At 55.5% G+C, this 16894-nt stretch carries 14 protein-coding genes and 2 tRNA genes; 6 read left to right on the top strand and 10 right to left on the bottom strand.

Features of this window, described 5'->3' with window-relative positions; translation table 11 throughout:
- Window positions 1-23 precede the first annotated feature (23 nt).
- The 6 genes from AC1RSM_RS11955 to AC1RSM_RS11930 all read right to left on the bottom strand — a co-directional run bounded on the left by AC1RSM_RS11955 (window position 24) and on the right by AC1RSM_RS11930 (window position 4586).
- The gene (locus tag AC1RSM_RS11955) at window positions 24-416 is read right to left on the bottom strand and encodes a FecR/PupR family sigma factor regulator (protein ID WP_492932765.1); all 393 of its coding nucleotides are present in this window, start codon (window positions 414-416) and stop codon (window positions 24-26) included.
- A complete protein-coding gene (locus tag AC1RSM_RS11950) occupies window positions 409-729 on the bottom strand; it encodes a sigma factor-like helix-turn-helix DNA-binding protein (RefSeq protein WP_492932764.1) in 321 nt (106 codons plus the stop codon). Before AC1RSM_RS11950 ends, AC1RSM_RS11955 begins: the two co-directional genes overlap by 8 nt.
- A gap of 304 nt (window positions 730-1033) precedes the next feature.
- A complete protein-coding gene (gene bamC, locus AC1RSM_RS11945; protein ID WP_492932763.1) occupies window positions 1034-2167 on the bottom strand; it encodes an NlpB/DapX family lipoprotein in 1134 nt (377 codons plus the stop codon).
- The gene (gene dapA / locus AC1RSM_RS11940) at window positions 2164-3069 is read right to left on the bottom strand and encodes a 4-hydroxy-tetrahydrodipicolinate synthase (RefSeq protein WP_492932762.1); all 906 of its coding nucleotides are present in this window, start codon (window positions 3067-3069) and stop codon (window positions 2164-2166) included. Before dapA ends, bamC begins: the two co-directional genes overlap by 4 nt.
- A gap of 79 nt (window positions 3070-3148) precedes the next feature.
- Window positions 3149-3799 (bottom strand): site-2 protease family protein, encoded by a 651-nt coding sequence (locus AC1RSM_RS11935; protein WP_492932761.1) that lies wholly within the window; start codon window positions 3797-3799, stop codon window positions 3149-3151.
- A gap of 160 nt (window positions 3800-3959) precedes the next feature.
- Window positions 3960-4586, bottom strand: coding sequence for an L-threonylcarbamoyladenylate synthase (locus tag AC1RSM_RS11930; RefSeq protein ID WP_492932760.1), 627 nt, complete (start codon window positions 4584-4586; stop codon window positions 3960-3962).
- 195 nt (window positions 4587-4781) lie between these two features.
- On the opposite strand from AC1RSM_RS11930, the gene AC1RSM_RS11925 reads away from it, so the two are divergent.
- From AC1RSM_RS11925 to paaX, 4 genes are all read left to right on the top strand, one after another.
- Window positions 4782-4857, top strand: a tRNA-His gene (locus AC1RSM_RS11925).
- Window positions 4858-5215: 358 nt separating this feature from the next.
- Window positions 5216-5452: a hypothetical protein gene (locus AC1RSM_RS11920; RefSeq protein ID WP_492932758.1), complete on the top strand. Its 237-nt coding sequence runs from the start codon at window positions 5216-5218 to the stop codon at window positions 5450-5452.
- 5 nt (window positions 5453-5457) lie between these two features.
- Entirely contained in the window at window positions 5458-6927 is a 1470-nt protein-coding gene (locus AC1RSM_RS11915) for a phospholipase D-like domain-containing protein (protein WP_492932756.1), read from the top strand.
- A 158-nt stretch (window positions 6928-7085) separates the two neighbouring features.
- Entirely contained in the window at window positions 7086-8051 is a 966-nt protein-coding gene (gene paaX, locus AC1RSM_RS11910) for a phenylacetic acid degradation operon negative regulatory protein PaaX (RefSeq protein ID WP_492932754.1), read from the top strand.
- A 146-nt stretch (window positions 8052-8197) separates the two neighbouring features.
- Here paaX and AC1RSM_RS11905 read toward each other — a convergent pair whose 3' ends face one another.
- The 3 genes from AC1RSM_RS11905 to AC1RSM_RS11895 all read right to left on the bottom strand — a co-directional run bounded on the left by AC1RSM_RS11905 (window position 8198) and on the right by AC1RSM_RS11895 (window position 10648).
- Window positions 8198-9916, bottom strand: coding sequence for a cation acetate symporter (locus AC1RSM_RS11905; RefSeq protein WP_492932752.1), 1719 nt, complete (start codon window positions 9914-9916; stop codon window positions 8198-8200).
- Entirely contained in the window at window positions 9913-10221 is a 309-nt protein-coding gene (locus tag AC1RSM_RS11900) for a DUF485 domain-containing protein (RefSeq protein WP_492932750.1), read from the bottom strand. Before AC1RSM_RS11900 ends, AC1RSM_RS11905 begins: the two co-directional genes overlap by 4 nt.
- 350 nt (window positions 10222-10571) lie before the next feature.
- Window positions 10572-10648, bottom strand: a tRNA-Arg gene (locus AC1RSM_RS11895).
- Window positions 10649-10872: 224 nt separating this feature from the next.
- On the opposite strand from AC1RSM_RS11895, the gene AC1RSM_RS11890 reads away from it, so the two are divergent.
- Entirely contained in the window at window positions 10873-12213 is a 1341-nt protein-coding gene (locus AC1RSM_RS11890) for a phospholipase A (RefSeq protein WP_492932748.1), read from the top strand.
- A 12-nt stretch (window positions 12214-12225) separates the two neighbouring features.
- Here AC1RSM_RS11890 and AC1RSM_RS11885 read toward each other — a convergent pair whose 3' ends face one another.
- Window positions 12226-13179 (bottom strand): LysR family transcriptional regulator, encoded by a 954-nt coding sequence (locus tag AC1RSM_RS11885; RefSeq protein ID WP_492932746.1) that lies wholly within the window; start codon window positions 13177-13179, stop codon window positions 12226-12228.
- Window positions 13180-13303: 124 nt separating this feature from the next.
- On the opposite strand from AC1RSM_RS11885, the gene AC1RSM_RS11880 reads away from it, so the two are divergent.
- Window positions 13304-16861: an indolepyruvate ferredoxin oxidoreductase family protein gene (locus AC1RSM_RS11880; RefSeq protein ID WP_492932744.1), complete on the top strand. Its 3558-nt coding sequence runs from the start codon at window positions 13304-13306 to the stop codon at window positions 16859-16861.
- The last annotated feature ends 33 nt before the right edge of the window (window positions 16862-16894 follow it).

Genomic DNA, 16894 nt, shown 5'->3' with positions numbered 1-16894 from the left:
ACAATATACGCACCACAGGTTTTTTAGAGAAAGTAGCTGCCTACGCCCCCTAGCAAGGCGACACCTAAGAGCAGACAGACAGCACCGCTCAAGGCAAAGCGTAAGGCGGGATTGGCAGACCAGGCATCCACGCAGAAATTCGCCCAGCGCTGACGCCAGGTGTTTTGTTCTTCCGTCCCTTGAGACCGTGATGAACGTGAGCGCAGATTTTCCACCTGTTCAGCGCTAATCCCGTCCATCGCCTCCCACTCCAGCTTCCAGCGCAAAAAGGCAGCCTGATGTTCAGGATCAATCGAAAGCCAGGCTCTGAAGGCAGACTGGCTACGGGCATCGTTCCGGTGCTTGGGGTCGTGGTGCTTTAGCAGCCAGTTCAAGGCCTGTTCATCAATATGCTGCATCTGCTCGTCCTTAGACATACGAGCCAGCCGGACGCGGCACAGCCCCATCCTTCCGGTTTGCAGAGGCAGGGTTTTGACGGCACGCCAGCATCGCCATGCGTACATACTGCTCCACGACTCGCGGGCTGGTGCCCATGTGCATGGCAATTTCTTTGTAGGTCAGCCCCTCAAAACGATGCAGCACAAACGCTTCACGGCGACGGCGTGGCAACGCTTCGATCATGGCCAGGGCGCGGGCACCCGGTTCTACAGGAGCGTGAGCAGAGGCCTGACTGCCACGCACTATACGCAGGCAAAAACGTAAACCGGAACGGTAAAACGATTTCAGCATGGGCCACTCCCTAAAAGCATCAAATGATAATAGTTCCTATTATCTTTACAGTTTTGAAGAAAGTCCAGCCCTGTGCAGTAAAGATTTATATGGGATAAAAAGTTAGTGGCGGACCAACACGAATCTACCCGTTCCAAAGCCATCATCTAAGCAGCACAAGAAAGTCCCCAAGGGGCTCTAAGCCTTGAGCCAAGCCAGGTGCCTAAGGCTGAGCACCCTGCCTGCCAAGCCTGCATAGACGAAAAAAAGCCCTGGTAAAAACCAGGGCTTTTTCCAAGCCGGCCGCAAAGCCAGCTTAAAACAATCAGTTGCCGGAGCTCAGATTGGTAGACAGCACATTGATGATGCGCTTGGCTGTTCCCGACGTCTGTTCCTGACCCTGCTGATCCAGTACCGTCACACGTGTGCCAGCACCTTGAGCGCTAAGCTTGATGCGGAACGGTGTGGCTTCGGCGGTGTTGCGGCTACCGAAGATGCGGCCAATGATGTTTTGCTGTTCGATCTTCTCACCGGTATCCGAATCCAGATAGCGGATGAAGAACTCGCCAGCGGAACGGTCACGGTCTTCAACCGAGAAGCCTGCCGAGTCGATAGCCACGCCAACACGACGCCATGCGCGGTCAAAGGGCTCGTTCAGCACCAGTTCGGCCTGGTCCGACTTGTCCGCAGTCTGAACCTGAACGCTGCCTGGGTCCTTGGAGGCATTCGCCACTTCGTTGCGGGCAGTTTCAATATCGGTACCCAGGAACACCATCATGCGAGCCAGCATGGCTGCGTTCAGGCCTGGATCTTCCTTGGCAAACACCCATTTGAAGGCAGAGCCGTCAGCCGTAGGGGTCTCTTCCATGTGCTGGTGGGACACATAGATTTCCGTCTTGTTGCCTACGCGCTCAAAGCGAGTGCGGAAGCGATCACGTTCGCCACTGTCAAAGACTTGATCAATGATGGAACCCAAGGCGCTGCGAATCCAGCTTTCAGGAATCTTGGCACGGTTCTCTGCCCAGTCGGTCTGGATCAGGCCAGCACGCGTATCCTGGGATTGAATGGTGAAACCATGATCACCCCAGAACTCAATAATGCGGGGGAACAGGTCTTCTACGGGGCGGTCTACCACCAACCAGCGCAGATCGCCGTCACGCATCACTTTAATGGCATCGGACTGAGGCAAGATCTCGCTTGCTCCGCCCTTGGCCTGCTGAGCGTTTTGACCTTGTGCGTAGATCGAGTAGGACGTAGCACCTTCCGGAGCGCGGTAATGCGCATCGCGGTTGGCCTGGGTCAGATCCGGAGGAATGCTCAAAGGATCACCAGACACCGTGCTCTTGTAATCAACCGACTCGCCTCCCCCCATTATCTGGTCCACTGTCGAACAACCCGACAGCAGCACCATACCCAGGGACAGCCCGATCAGGCTTTTATTAACTGACTTAGCAATCATGGAAGAAGATCCGCAAGTTTCAAAGATTGACGCAGCAATTCGTGATGCTGTGCATTTAACGGCGTCAATGGTAAACGATATCCCAGCTGAGTAAGGCCCAATTCTGCAACGGCCCATTTCACGGGAATGGGGTTAGCTTCAATAAACAGGTTTTTATTCAAACCGGCCAAATGGGCATTCAGACGGCGTACGGTAGGTACATCCATGTCCAAGGCTGCTTGGCACAACTGGCTCATCAAACGTGGGGCCACGTTGGCGGTCACGGAGATATTACCTTTGGCGCCCAGCAAAATGTAGGAAGCCGCGGTTGGGTCATCACCGCTGACCACAATGAAGTCCTCTGGAACATCGCGCAACAGCAAGCCACCGCGAGCCAAATCCCCCGTTGCATCCTTGATACCAATGATGTTGGGGATTTGTGCCAGACGCAGCACGGTTTCGTTTTGCAGATCGGCAACCGTGCGGCCGGGCACATTGTAGAGGAACTGAGGCAGATCAACCGCTTCAGCAATGGCGCGGAAATGCTGATACATCCCTTCCTGGGTAGGACGGTTGTAGTAAGGCACGACCGACAGACCGGCATTGGCGCCCACTTCCTGAGCGTGACGGGACAGTTCAATCGCTTCCAGCGTGGAGTTTCCACCCACACCGGCCATCACGGGAACACGACCGGCAGCGTGTTCAACGGCTACCTTGATCAGTTCGGCGTGCTCATCAACCGAGACCGTAGGCGATTCGCCCGAGGTTCCAACGACCACCAGCACACGGGTTCCTTCCTGGATGTGCCAGTCGATCAGCTTTCGGTAAGCGGCAAAATCCAGACCCCCATTGGGATCCATGGGTGTAACAAGGGCAACCATGCTGCCCTGAAAATTGGAAATAGCAGAGTCCGAACTTGCCATGATGAGATGAATCTCCGGGTTTAAGGCCCAACAGCCCAAAAAAAATATGACTCACAAGTTTAACGGATAAGCCGTTAAATCATAAGAACCATTTCAACACGCCTTCGCCCAGCGCAATCAAAGGACGCATCAGGGTCCAAAGTACGCCAGTAAACATCAGCAGGATCAAAATGATCATGCCGTAAGGCTCGATACGGGAATAATGATAGGCCAAACGATTAGGCAATAGACTAAATACGATGCGTCCACCGTCCAGAGGCGGCAAAGGCAGCAGATTTAAGGCCATCAAGACCAGATTGACCTGAACGCCGGCAACAGCCATTCCCATCCAGAAGCGGCTATCGCCCTGCCCCAGCTTGACCATCAAATGAGCATATAACACCCACACGATGGCCATCAGCATATTGGAGGCCGGGCCAGCCAATGCGACCCACAACATATCGCGCTTGGGGTTGCGCAAGCGGCTCCAATCCACTGGCACCGGTTTGGCCCAACCAAACAAAATACCGCCCATGCCCATCATGGCGCTGGACAACAGCAAGACCGCTGGCACAACGATGGTCCCGATCGGGTCGATGTGACGCAGCGGATTTAAGCTGATGCGTCCGGCCAACATGGCCGTGGGATCGCCAAACATGCGCGCCACGTAGCCGTGAGCGGCTTCGTGCAGGGTAATACCGAAAATGACTGGCAAGGCATAGACCGTCAAGGTCTGTATAAAAGAGTCCATGGTGATCCTTGGTCCGGGCTGGGGGCTTATCTATGAACAATCAGAAGTGATAAACCACCTGCAATCAGCCCGTCTGATTGGGACAGCGAGTGCTGCCCCAAGGTTCAGAATTGAAACACGGATACGCACCTGGACGCGAGTTTTGTGCAAGCGAAAGGGATCAGGAAAGACCCAAGGTGGCCGGATCGCCCGAGCCAAGACGCTGCACTTCAGGTGTAGGGCCGGTCAGATCAATCACGGTTGTCGCTTGCAAGGGGCAAGGACCACCGTCAACGACTGCGGCCAGCTGATGCGCGTAACGCTCCAGAATTTCCTGGGCATCATTCAAAGGCTCATCTTCGCCTTCGGGAATCAGGGTGGTGGAAATAAGGGGGCTGCCCACTTGTTCCATCAGGGCCAGGGCCACTTTCTGATTAGGAACCCGAATACCAATGGTTTTACGCGAAGGGTGGGAGACTCGGCGTGGCACCTCTTTGGTGGCTTCCAGAATAAAAGTCCACGGGCCAGGAGTCGCCATTTTCAACAAGCGATACTGCGGGTTGTCCACTTTGGCAAAATGGCTGATCTCAGCCAGATCGCGACACAGCAAGGTCAGATGATGACGGTCATCCAAGCCACGCAAACGACGCAGGCTGTCAGCCGCAGACTTATCATCCAGTCGTGCCACAACGGCATAACTGGAATCGGTAGGAATGGCTAAAAGCCCTCCTTGGGCCAATAGTTCGGCCGCTTGAGCCAATGCGCGGGGTTGGGGGTTTTCGGGATGAACGACGAATAATTGAGACATTTCGCGCTTCCTTGCTATTACGAGGGGAAATCATTAAACCTGAGTGGTGTTGAAACCGGCAAGACCGGGGTCAAACTCAGGGTCGAGACATTCTTGCAGAGCTATTGCATTATTTTGAAAAGCCATGCTAGAATACATTTTTTACTTCACAGCACACCTAAAAGTGGTCTGGAAGCAAAAACAGCAGTAACAGTGGTGACCGTAGCTCAGTTGGTAGAGTCCCGGATTGTGATTCCGGTTGTCGTGGGTTCGAGCCCCATCGGTCACCCCAAAATTTACCGCTTCTCACGTTTTGCATATCTCCTTAAGTGGTGACAAAACCGGGAACTGGAAAAAACTAAGAGCCCGCAAGCAAGCGGGCTTTTTTGCGTTTGTTCATCGTAGCAAGTTTGGCGCCTTCGCACACCCCCACCTGCAATCAGGCAGGACAATAAACTGTGTTTGAATGTGAGTCCCCGCCCCAAGCACTCTGCTATCAAGCCCCCCACTGCTTAGGCGGCAAACAGCTGATACCAAGGCAAGCGCTTATTGGTATCCCTGGCACCAGACAGGTCTCTTCTGTAATAGAAACTGGCACAAACCCACGCTTTCTTATACTCTAATCTGTCCTATTTCCTGGAAGTTTGCTGATGACACTCAGTTTTCCCTGCTGGGATCAGGCGCCCGCCAACTGGGACTGGTTAGCACAAGACGAAGACGGCCAATGGTTCTGGTATGGCGTACAGCCTAGCCCTGGTATAGGAGGTGGCGTGTGGCGATCCCCCTCCCGCTTGCAGCAACTGGCTGCCCAAGGTGAACCCAATCCGTCCTGGATGCATAGCCTTTGCCAACGCCCGGATTTGCCTGACAAGAACCATCAACCCTGAAGCCCATGCAAGAGCATCTGATACAACTGCGCTTCCTGCTGCACGAATATTGGCCGCACCTGGCCCTGACACTGAGCGTTGTCCTGGGAGCCTCGGCAGCTATTCATGCCGCCATGACCAAAAATGATGTGCGCGCCGCCATCAGTTGGGTAGGCGTCATCATTATGTCGCCGCTGCTGGGGCCTTTTCTGTATTTGATTGCGGGCATTAACCGGGTACGCAGGCAAAGCCGGCTGGAACATAGTGCGGATGTGTTCTACGAACAAGTCACTTATCTACATCCCCCGGTTTCAGATATCGGCGCTTTAGTCGGCGCCCCTTTTCGTTCCTTGCAGATTCTGGGAGACCGGGTCAGCCGCAGCCAACTGCGCAATGGCAATAATGTACGGGTGTTGGTGGGCGGTGATCAGGCCTATCCCGCCATGCTGGAAGCCATTCATCAGGCACACAGCACTATTGCGCTGCAAAGCTACATCTTTGACAGCGACCGCTTAGGGCGCGAATTTGTCAGCGCGCTGTCACTCGCCCATCAACGCGGCGTGCAAATTCGCGTACTGGTCGATGCAATTGGAGCGAAATACTCCCGCACTCCTATCGTGCGGCTGCTGCGGCGTCAGGGCATACGCTGCGCTCTGTTCATGACTAATCCCCTGGGCTTTCTCCGCATGCCCTATGCGAATTTACGCAGTCACCGCAAGCTACTGATTGTGGACGGCACCGTCGGCTTTACTGGCGGTATGAATCTGCGCGAATCCTTTATGGCCCAATACACGGACGGCAAGCCCTCCCAGGACACCCACTTTCGCCTGGAAGGCCCGGCAGTCATGCAGTTATTGGCTTCTTTCCGGCACGACTGGCAATTTACCACCCGCGAGGATCTGTCCCCCGACTATTGGCACGCCAGCGCCTCGCCCGCCCCCAAGCCGCATGTTCCTGCTCGCTGCATCGCTTCCGGACCGGATCGCTTCATGGCCAGCACCCACCATATGCTGCTGGGCGCCTTCGCCGTTGCCCAACGCCATATCCGCATTCAGTCCCCTTATTTTCTGCCCGATCAGATCTTGCTGGGTGCCCTGAATACAGCGGCGCGGCGCGGCATTCAAGTGGACATCGTGATTCCGGGAAAGAACAACCTGCGTCTGGTGAACTACGCCATGACCGCCCAACTGGATCAGGTACTGCGCGCGGGGTGCCGAGTGTGGCGTGCTTGCGGGCCGTTCAACCACTCCAAGCTCATGACGATTGATGGGGTGTGGTCTTATATAGGCTCATCCAATCTGGACCCCCGCAGCCTGCGGTTGAACTTCGAGCTGGATGTGGAGATCTACAGCCGCGATACGGCCAGACAGCTTCAAAACCTGATTGATCTTGAAATTGAAGAAGCCGAAGCAGTCAGCCTGGAGTCCTTGAGCGAGATTGGCTTTAGCAAACGCCTGCGCAACCGACTGATCTGGCTGGCTAGCCCATATCTGTAAAACCGGCACATACCGATTGGCGCAAGCTTCAAGAAAGACCTTGGCTTGCACAATCTTTCAATCCTGTTGCGCACCCAGCCTTTATAATCAAGCGCTTAAACGGTCCACACAGACAGGCGTTCCATCTTAATAAAGCCATTAGCGCCTTTACAAAAACAATGTCCGAGCTTTCTAATCCCGACCTGGCCCAATGGGCCGCCCACCATCTGGAAAACCGCCCTCCCCGCGCCAAGTCCCTGGTCATGACCTTGTTTGGCGACGTTATTCGCCCGCATGGCGGCAAACTCTGGCTGGGCAGCCTGATTCAGTTGCTGGCCCCCTTTGGGATCAGCGACCGCTTGGTGCGTACCAGCGTTTATCGCCTGGCAGAGGAAGGCTGGCTCAGCGCGCAGCGCGAAGGAAGGCGCAGCCAGTACACCTTGCGCCCCGAAGCCAGCCAGCGCTTTGAGCACGCCTACCAGCGCATCTACACCCCCACCTATCTGGCCTGGGATGGGCAATGGACGCTGATCTTTAGCATGCCCAGCCTGATGATGAATTCCAAGCAGCGGGCAGACCTGCGTAAAGAACTGCTGTGGGAAGGCTTTTGTGCTTTGTCGCCCACGGCTTTCTTGCATCCCAATCCAGACCACACCATTCTGGATTACATCCTGCAGGCCACTCAGGCCCAGTCCCAAGTGTATGTGGGCAAGCTGGAGCCGTCGCAACTGCCCCAAACCCGCCCACTGTCCCAATTGATTCAGGACAGTTGGGATTTGGCTCAAGTCGCTAGCGGCTACGGCCAGTTCATTCAACGCTTTGCGCCTGCGCAGGCCATGCTGGAGGCCGGACAGGACTATAACGACGAGTTGGCTTTTGTGATCCGCACCTTGTTGATCCACGAATTCCGACGCATCCAGCTGCACGACCCCCAATTGCCCATCGAACTGCTTCCAGCGGGTTGGGCGGGCAAACAGGCCTATGAGTTGTGCCGGGCTATCTATCGTCAGGTCTGCGGCAAGGCAGAGCGCTACATTCTGTCCACCTTGCGGGCCGAAGATGATCAGGCCCCTGAGGCGGCCGCTTATTTCTACGAGCGATTTGACGGACTGCCACAGCCTGCCGACTCGGCTCAAGCCATCTGACGCCTTATCCAACGTCGTTCCCATCAGGCGTAGACAGAAAGAAAAAACCGGCGTGATTTGCATCACACCGGTTTTTTTATATCCCGACACAGAACAAGCTTGTCGGGATAAAGAGCGGACCCGAAAGCCCGCCTTTGAGCATCAGATTAGTGCGAGGACGCTGCTTCTGCACCCACCCCTGTTTCGGAACGTACCGACTGAGCTTCGTAACCCGCACGGTCGATCTGGGCACGGGCACTCTTGTCCGTGATCGAGAAGAACCAGATAGCAACGAAGGCCAAGGGCATGGAGAACAAGGCTGCCGACGCATATGGGAATGGCGACGAACCTGCTGGATTGCCGAATGTGGCTTCCCACACCGATGGCGAGAGCAAGGTCAGACCCAAAGCCACAACCAGACCCAGGAAGCCGCCAATCGTTGCGCCCCGTGTCGTACAGCCTTTCCACATAATGGACAGGAACAGGACCGGGAAGTTAGCCGAAGCCGCAATCGCAAAGGCCAGGGACACCATGAAAGCAATGTTCTGCTTCTCGAACATAATGCCCAGCAACACGGCAATCACGCCCAGAATCAAGGTTGTGATACGCGAAACACGCATGACTTCCTCGTTAGTGGCCTCGCCCTTTTTGATCAGGGTGGAGTACAAGTCGTGCGATACGGCCGAAGTACCCGACAAGGTCAGACCAGCCACCACCGCCAAAATCGTGGCAAAGGCAACGGCCGACATGAAGCCCAGGAACACATCACCGCCAACAGCATCCGCCAAGTGAACGGCTGCCATATTGGAGCCACCGATCAAGTCGCCACCCACTTCCAGGAAGCGAGGGTTGGTGGACACCAGCACGATAGCGCCAAAGCCAATAATGAAGGTCAGAATGTAGAAGTAGCCAATCCAGGTAGTGGCCCAGAACACGGATTTACGTGCTTCTTTTGCATCAGGCACAGTGAAAAAGCGCATCAGGATGTGTGGCAAACCAGCCGTACCAAACATCAGAGCCATACCAAAGGAGATCGCACTGATGGGGTCTTTAATGAAGTTGCCAGGACCCATGATGGCTTGACCAATCGTGGAGGCCTGCACAGCGTCTTTACCGGCAGCAAGCGCCGCATCCGTCTTGACTTGCACGGCGGCAGCAAACAGTTTCTCAGGCGAGAAGCCGTATTGTGCCAACACCATGATGGCCATAAACGAGGCACCGAACAGCAAAAGACCAGCTTTGATGATCTGTACCCAAGTGGTGGCTGTCATACCCCCAAACAGCACGTACACCATCATCAGCACGCCCACCAGCACCACGGCAACCCAGTATTCCAGACCAAACAACAGCTTGATCAACTGGCCCGCGCCTACCATTTGGGCAATCAGATAAAACAGCACCACCACCAGCGTGCCCGAAGCGGCAAAGGCGCGGATGGGGCCCTGGCGGAAGCGGTACGCAGCCACGTCGGCAAAGGTGAACTTGCCCAGGTTGCGAAGCTTTTCTGCCAGCAAGAAGGTAATGATGGGCCAGCCCACCAAAAAGCCGATGGAGTAGATCAGGCCGTCATAGCCGTTGATCATCACTGCCGCAGAAATACCCAGGAAGGAAGCAGCCGACATATAGTCGCCCGCGATGGCCAGGCCATTTTGAAAGCCGGTAATGCCGCCGCCTGCCGTGTAGAAGTCCGACACCGATTTGGTACGGGCAGCCGCCCATTTAGTGATCCACAAGGTGGCCAGAACAAAGACACCGAACATGCCAATGGCCGTCCAGTTGGTGGGCTGCTGTTGCAGCTCACCCAGATCGCCGCCTGCCGCCCACAAAGCGGGGCTAGCCAGCATCAAGCCCAAAGCCAGGCCAGAACGAAGGTAGGAATGCTTCATTTACGCACCTCCTCAAGAACTTCCTTGGCCATCTGGTCAAATTTGGTATTGGCCCGCCAGACATAAATGCCGGTGATGACAACAGCCAGGACGATCACGCCAAAGCCCACGGGAATGCCCAAGGTCATGACACCGTCGTCCAAGCGCTCAGCGAACAATTCCTTGTCGAACGCAATAATGCCGATGTAGCTGTAATACGCCACAAGCATCACGATAGTCAGGATCCATCCCAGGCGCAGCCGGGTCTTGACCAGATTCTGATAGCGAGGATTGGCCGAAATTCGACCTACAAGAGGGTCTTGCATAGTTTGTCTCCGCATTGTTCTGAACGCCTTATTTCGCTGGCGTATCTTATGAACCGGCCCCGCCCTGAAAAGGCGGAAAACGGCGCTGTAAAGACGCCTGCCGACGCCTATGCGGTGAACATTAGATCCGGACACTTACACCATGCTTACTATGAGCAGGGCATCAGGGTAATGCCTAGGAAAGCACAAAGCCCTCTTTCCACCTGCTAGGAAACAGGCACACAAAGACACAAAAAACCACTGCAAAAACAGTGACTTGCAAGAAAAACAAAGGGGATAAAAGACGCACAGAAGCAGCGTGTCGGCCAGAAAGTAAGGCGACGCAAACCGTGTAAGAAAAGGAGTGAAGATGGCGCGGGTGGAGGGGTTCGAACCCCCGGCCCCAGGCTTAGAAGGCCTGTGCTCTATCCAACTGAGCTACACCCGCCAAGTTCAGATTGCACGCCAAACAGCAGTCGCTGTCCGGTGCAAGGTCCTGTCAGAAAGGACCGAATTTCCAGCCTGATTTTGCAAAGAAAAATAAGGCGTGAATAGGACAATCGACTATTTTAGCCTGAAAAGCCGATTTAGATAAGCAGCAAGCGGGACAGAGTGTCAATACTGTAAGAATAATAATTATAAGTAGTATTTTGGAGCCCAAATGGTACAGTCGTGTACGGATTAACTCGTTTCCTGGACCCATTTTCCATGCCGACAACAAAGAAACTAAGCAAGCACTCTTTAATCCTATCGGCCCCATTCCTTCTCTTGAGCGCAGTCCTGAGCACCGCCCAGGCAGGTATCACCTATCAACTGCGCCAAGTTCAGGCCAGCTCAGGCGAAAGCGTCAATATTGACGCCATCGTCTACAACGACACCGGTAGCTTGATGAACTGGACCGCCCCGCAAAACCTGGTTTTGCAATGGCGCGACAACGATGGCAATGTTATCCGCAGTTTGGCCGAGCTAGTGACCCCACGGCCCCGAGCGTCCATCCCCACCAACAATTTCACCGCCTACAGCTGGCGAGCCGTCGTCCCCAATGGACTCATCGGCCTGCAAGCCGTCAATATTGAAGGCGAACGTGTAATGTTGGCGCTGGACACCAATCCGGAAGGCCAAAGCCCGATTACGTCACGGCCAGCCGCTTCTGCAGTCGTGAATGCCGGTGCGGGCAGTGATCCACGCGTGATTGACCCGGCCCTGCCCTCTGCCCAGGCCGCTGCAGCCGGTGCGCAAGCAGAAGGCCCCGCCATCAATAGTGGCTATGGTCTTAAGCCTGCTAGTTCCAGCTTTGAGAATTTCAGCAATGCGATCTCCGAGCATGATCCGACCTACTTCATCATGGGCAATAAAGGCGGTAACAATGCTCGCTTCCAGCTGAGCTTCAAGTACCGCCTGCATTCCCCGTCAGACCCGAGCAACCCGCGCTTCTACGACCACTTCTATATCGGTTACACGCAGACGGCTTTGTGGGATCTGCATTCTGATTCCAAGCCTTTTATCGATACCACGTACCGACCCAGCTTCTTCTGGCGTAAGGATTCGATCTGGGAATCCGATCAGAAACGTTTGTTCATGGGCCTGGCAACGGGGTACGAGCACGCGTCCAACGGTAAGGCAGGCGACGATTCCCGTTCCATGAACGAAGTCTTTATCCAGCCTGAATTCAATTACCGCTTCGATCACGGCGCTACCCTGACCTTTGCGCCGCGCGTCAAACACTATGTGTTCATGGGCGAGAACGATGACTGGGCACACTACCGTGGCCGCTTCGACTGGAAGATCCGCTACGCTCAGGATAACGGGCTGGTCTTGTCAGGTATGTACAACAAGGGAGCGGGTAATCGCAACACGCACGAGCTCTCGATTGCCTGGCCTTTGAAGCGTACCCCCTTGAATATGAATGGCTACATCTATGGCCAGTACTTCTCGGGATACGCAGAAACCATGTTGAGCTACCGCGAACGCAGTTCCTCGCAGTTCCGTATCGGTTTGGCTTTGGTGCCGTAAACCCTTACGACGCTACAGCAATCCCCCACCGCGCCGGCCTCCCAGGCCGGCGCGAGCCATATCATGGTCACAGGCCTGAATTAAAAAGCGCTGGAACAAGGCCACCAAACCTTCAGGTTCGCGCCCTTTGGGCCACAACAAGCCCACCTCAACGGACTCTACCGGGTCACTGATTCCAATGGCATGAATACGCTTGCCCTCCAATGACCAGGGCCGGTAAACCATGTCAGACAGAATCGTCACACCAAAACCGTAAGCCACCAAACCTCGTACCGCTTCCAAAGAACGAGTACGCATGGCGACCCGCTCGGGAAAGCCGGAGTCACCGCCATGGCGCATGGCGGCGGTGTCTGCATCGTCCACAGTCAGGAATATGTAGGGAAAACCATTAATCTGCTCCAGCGACGCACTGGCTTCATTTGCCAGAGCATGCTGATCCGATACCCACAAGCGACGCCGGGAGCTGCTCAGGCGATGATGCCCATATCTGGCCAAGTCGCTGATATTAGACAAAATAGCCACACCCAAATCGATGCGTTCCGCTTGCAGCGCTGCCTCCATTTCCGGGCGCTCCATATCGACCAGTTCAATATCGATATTGGGATAGCTGTGCTTAAAGCGGCTGATGAGATCAGGCAAGAAATAGCCCAGCACGGTGTAGCCCGCCGCCACCCGAATCTGCCCTTTGATGTTCTGACGCCGCAAATCGGCATGGTTCAGGGCATCACTGACCGCATCGAGCACGTGATGCGCATGGTGAAAAAAAGCCTGTCCCTGTGGTGTCAATTCCACGCCATGGGGTAAACGCTCAAACAAGGAAACGTTGAGCTGGCGTTCCAAACTTTGTACCGCATTGCTGATTGCCGACTGCGATACGTTCTCCGCCTGGGCGGCTGCCGAGAACTGGCCACTGACCGCAGCAGCAATGAAATATCGGAACTGTCTCAGGGTCACTTCGTGTTTCATAGCCATCCGTTTTTCAGATATCAGGTACACGTAAATTTGATTTTACGATAACAAAAACCTGCCCTAGACTAAACAACAAACTACAACAACTTGCACGAAAACCTCTTCTTGCAGGAGACAACTCATGAATGCCCCACTCAACAAACCTTACAAGGCTATGTTGGAATCCGTGTCCCTGGACGACAAATACACTGTCACCAAGGGCCGCGCCTATATGAGCGGCACCCAAGCTCTGGTGCGCTTACCCATGCTGCAGAAAGAACGGGACCGGCGTGCCGGCCTGAATACAGCTGGCTTTATCTCAGGCTACCGGGGCTCCCCCCTGGGTAGCGTTGACCAAGCTTTGTGGCAAGCCAGCAAACACCTTAAAGAACACGACATCGTGTTCAAGCCCGGTCTGAACGAAGACTTGGCGGCTACCGCAGTCTGGGGTAGCCAGCAAACTAATCTGTATCCCAGTGCCCGCTTCGATGGCACCTTTGCCATGTGGTACGGCAAAGGCCCTGGCGTAGACCGTTCCATGGACGTGTTCAAGCATGCCAACTCGGCCGGCAGCGCACGCCATGGCGGTGTGCTCGTTCTGGCTGGTGATGACCACGGTGCCAAATCCTCCACTGTTGCCCACCAGTCCGACCACGTTTTTGCCGCCGCCGGCATCCCCGTGCTGTACCCCTCCAACGTGCAGGAATACCTGGACTTCGGTCAACACGGCTGGGCCATGAGCCGTTTCTCCGGTCTGTGGGTTGCCTTGAAGTGCGTGACCGAGGTGGTGGAATCCAACGCCTCGGTAGACCTGGACCCGGACAGCCTGAATATTGTGCTGCCCGAGATCGAGGACATGCCCGCCGATGGCTTGAACATCCGCTGGCCTGATCCGCCGCTGGCTCAAGAAGCCCGCATGATGAACCACAAGTGGTACGCCGCCTTGGCCTATGTGCGCGCCAACAAGCTGAACCGCGTTGAAATCGATTCGCCCCAGGCCCGCTTTGGCATCATGACCGCCGGCAAGGCCTATCTGGACACCCGTCAGGCGCTGGCCGATCTGGGCCTGTCTGACGAACTCTGCGCAGAACTAGGTATTCGCCTATTCAAAGTGGGCTGTATCTGGCCCTTGGATGGGCAAGACGCTCGCCAGTTTGCCACCGGCCTGTCCGAGATTTTGGTTATTGAAGAAAAACGCCAAATCCTGGAATACGCTCTGAAAGAAGAGCTCTATAACTGGCGCGATGATGTACGCCCCCGCGTCTACGGCAAGTTCGACGAAACCGAACACGGTGGTGGCGAATGGTCCCTGTCGCGCTCACCCTGGCTCTTGCCTCCTCAAGGTGAACTGTCCCCCGCCATTATTGCGCGCGCTATTGCCCGCCGTTTGTGCACCCTGGACATTCCCGACGAGCTGCAAGCCCGTATCCAGGCGCGCTTGGCTATTCTGGACGCCAAGGACCGCGAAGCGCGAATGCCGCGCGTCAGCGTAGAGCGCAAACCCTGGTTCTGTTCGGGCTGTCCGCACAATACGTCTACCCGTGTGCCGGAAGGCTCGCGTGCCATGGCCGGGATTGGCTGTCACTACATGACCGTCTGGATGGACCGCAGCACTTCCACCTTCAGTCATATGGGTGGCGAAGGGGTGGCCTGGATTGGCCAGCAACCCTTTACCGACGAAAAACACGTCTTCGCCAATCTGGGCGACGGAACGTATTTTCACTCCGGGGTGCTGGCGATTCGCGCGTCGATCGCCGCCAACTCCAATATCACTTACAAGATTCTGTATAACGATGCCGTTGCCATGACAGGCGGCCAACCCGTAGACGGTATCTTGAAAGTCACTGATGTCATTGCCCAAGTTCACGCCGAAGGTGCCCGCAAGATTGTGGTGGTCACTGACGAGCCTGAAAAATTCAAGGGCATGACACTGGCCGGCAATCCGCCCATTTATCACCGAGATGAACTGGACCGCGTCCAGCGCGAACTGCGTGAAGTACCCGGCACCACCATTCTGGTCTACGACCAGACATGTGCCACAGAAAAACGCCGCCGTCGCAAAAAAGGTACTTACCCCGACCCGGCACTCCGCGCCTTTATTAATGACGCGGTCTGCGAAGGCTGTGGTGACTGCTCGGTGAAATCCAACTGTTTGTCGGTTGAACCTTTAGAAACCCCCATGGGTTCCAAACGCCGCATCAACCAGTCCTCCTGTAATAAGGACTTCTCTTGCGTCAATGGTTTCTGCCCCAGCTTTGTAACGCTGGAAGGCGCACAAGTGCGCAAGCCAGAAGCTCAGGGCCGCTCGCTGGAGTCGTTCAATCTGGCCGATCTGCCACTGCCCAAGTTGCCTGATCTGGACAAGACCTACGGCATCCTGATTGCCGGTATCGGTGGCACCGGGGTTGTGACGGTTGGAGGCCTGCTAGGCATGGCTGCCCATATCGAGCAAAAAGGCGTCAGTGTTCTGGATATGGCCGGTCTGGCCCAAAAAGGAGGTGCGGTTCTTAGCCACGTGCAAATTGCCCGCCACCCTGATCTGCTGCATGCCACTCGCGTTCCAACCGGCGAGGCTTCGCTGCTGATTGGTAGTGATGCACTGGTCAGCGCTTCCATGGATGTTCTTAGCCGTGTCAGCCGCGACCGTACTCACACTATTATCAATACTGCTGCCAGCCCTACCTCGGATCTGATTGGTAACGCGCACTGGAAATTCCCGCTGCAAACAGCCTGCACGGATATTGAAAGTGCAGTTGGCACAGAGATTCGTTATCTGGATGCCAACGCCCTGGCCGTGCATGTCATGGGTGACGCGCTCTATGCCAACCCCATTTTGCTGGGTTACGCCTTCCAGCGTGGCTGGATTCCGCTGCATATGGACAGCTTGCTGCGCGCCATTGAGCTGAACGGCGTGTCTGTTGAAGCCAACCGCAAGGCCTTCCAATGGGGTCGTCTGGCCGCTGAAAAAGGTATCGATGCCTTGATGGAAGGGGCAGAGCCCAAAGCACGTGCTGTTGCCTTCCCTGAAACGGTGCAGTCCTTGATCAAACGGATGGAAACCCATCTGAGCGACTATCAGAACCCGGCCTGGGCAAAGCGTTACCACGATGCCATTCATAAAGTGATGGAACGTGAATCACGCCTGGAGCAGGACAAAACCTTGCCTCTGACCCGCATTGCGGCCACGCAACTGGCCAAACTGATGAGTTACAAGGACGAGTACGAGGTCGCCCGTCTTTATACTGACCCCGCTTTCATGGACAAGCTGCGCGCCCAATTTGCGGGTGAACCTGGCAAGGATTACCGGATTCAATACCATCTGGCTCCGCCCCTGCTAGGCCGCAAAAACAGCGAAGGCCAAGCCATCAAGAGCAAATTCGGCCCCTCGACACTGAGCCTGTTCAAGATCCTGGCGCGGCTGCGCGGCCTGCGTGGCTCCGCTCTGGATATCTTTGGCTACACGCAAGAGCGTCGTCAGGAACGCCAGAATATCGAGGACTATCTGGCTGACCTGAATGAAGTTAGCGCTCACCTGGATGCGGACAATCTGGAAACGGCCCAGCGCTGGTTGAACTACCCGGACCTGATTCGTGGCTACGGTCACGTGAAAGATGCCGGTCATGTGAAAGCCTACGCCCAACGCGAACTGCAACGCAGCCAGTTCCGATCCCGTACGGAACCTAGCCAGCGCGTTGCTTAACCCCCCTACCGCCAACCCTGCTTGCAGGGTTGG

The organism is Alcaligenes sp. GW821-FHT11D07, from assembly GCF_058808495.1.
The sequence above is the reverse complement of the archived record's forward strand: the minus strand, read 5'-3'. Positions and strand labels throughout refer to the sequence as shown.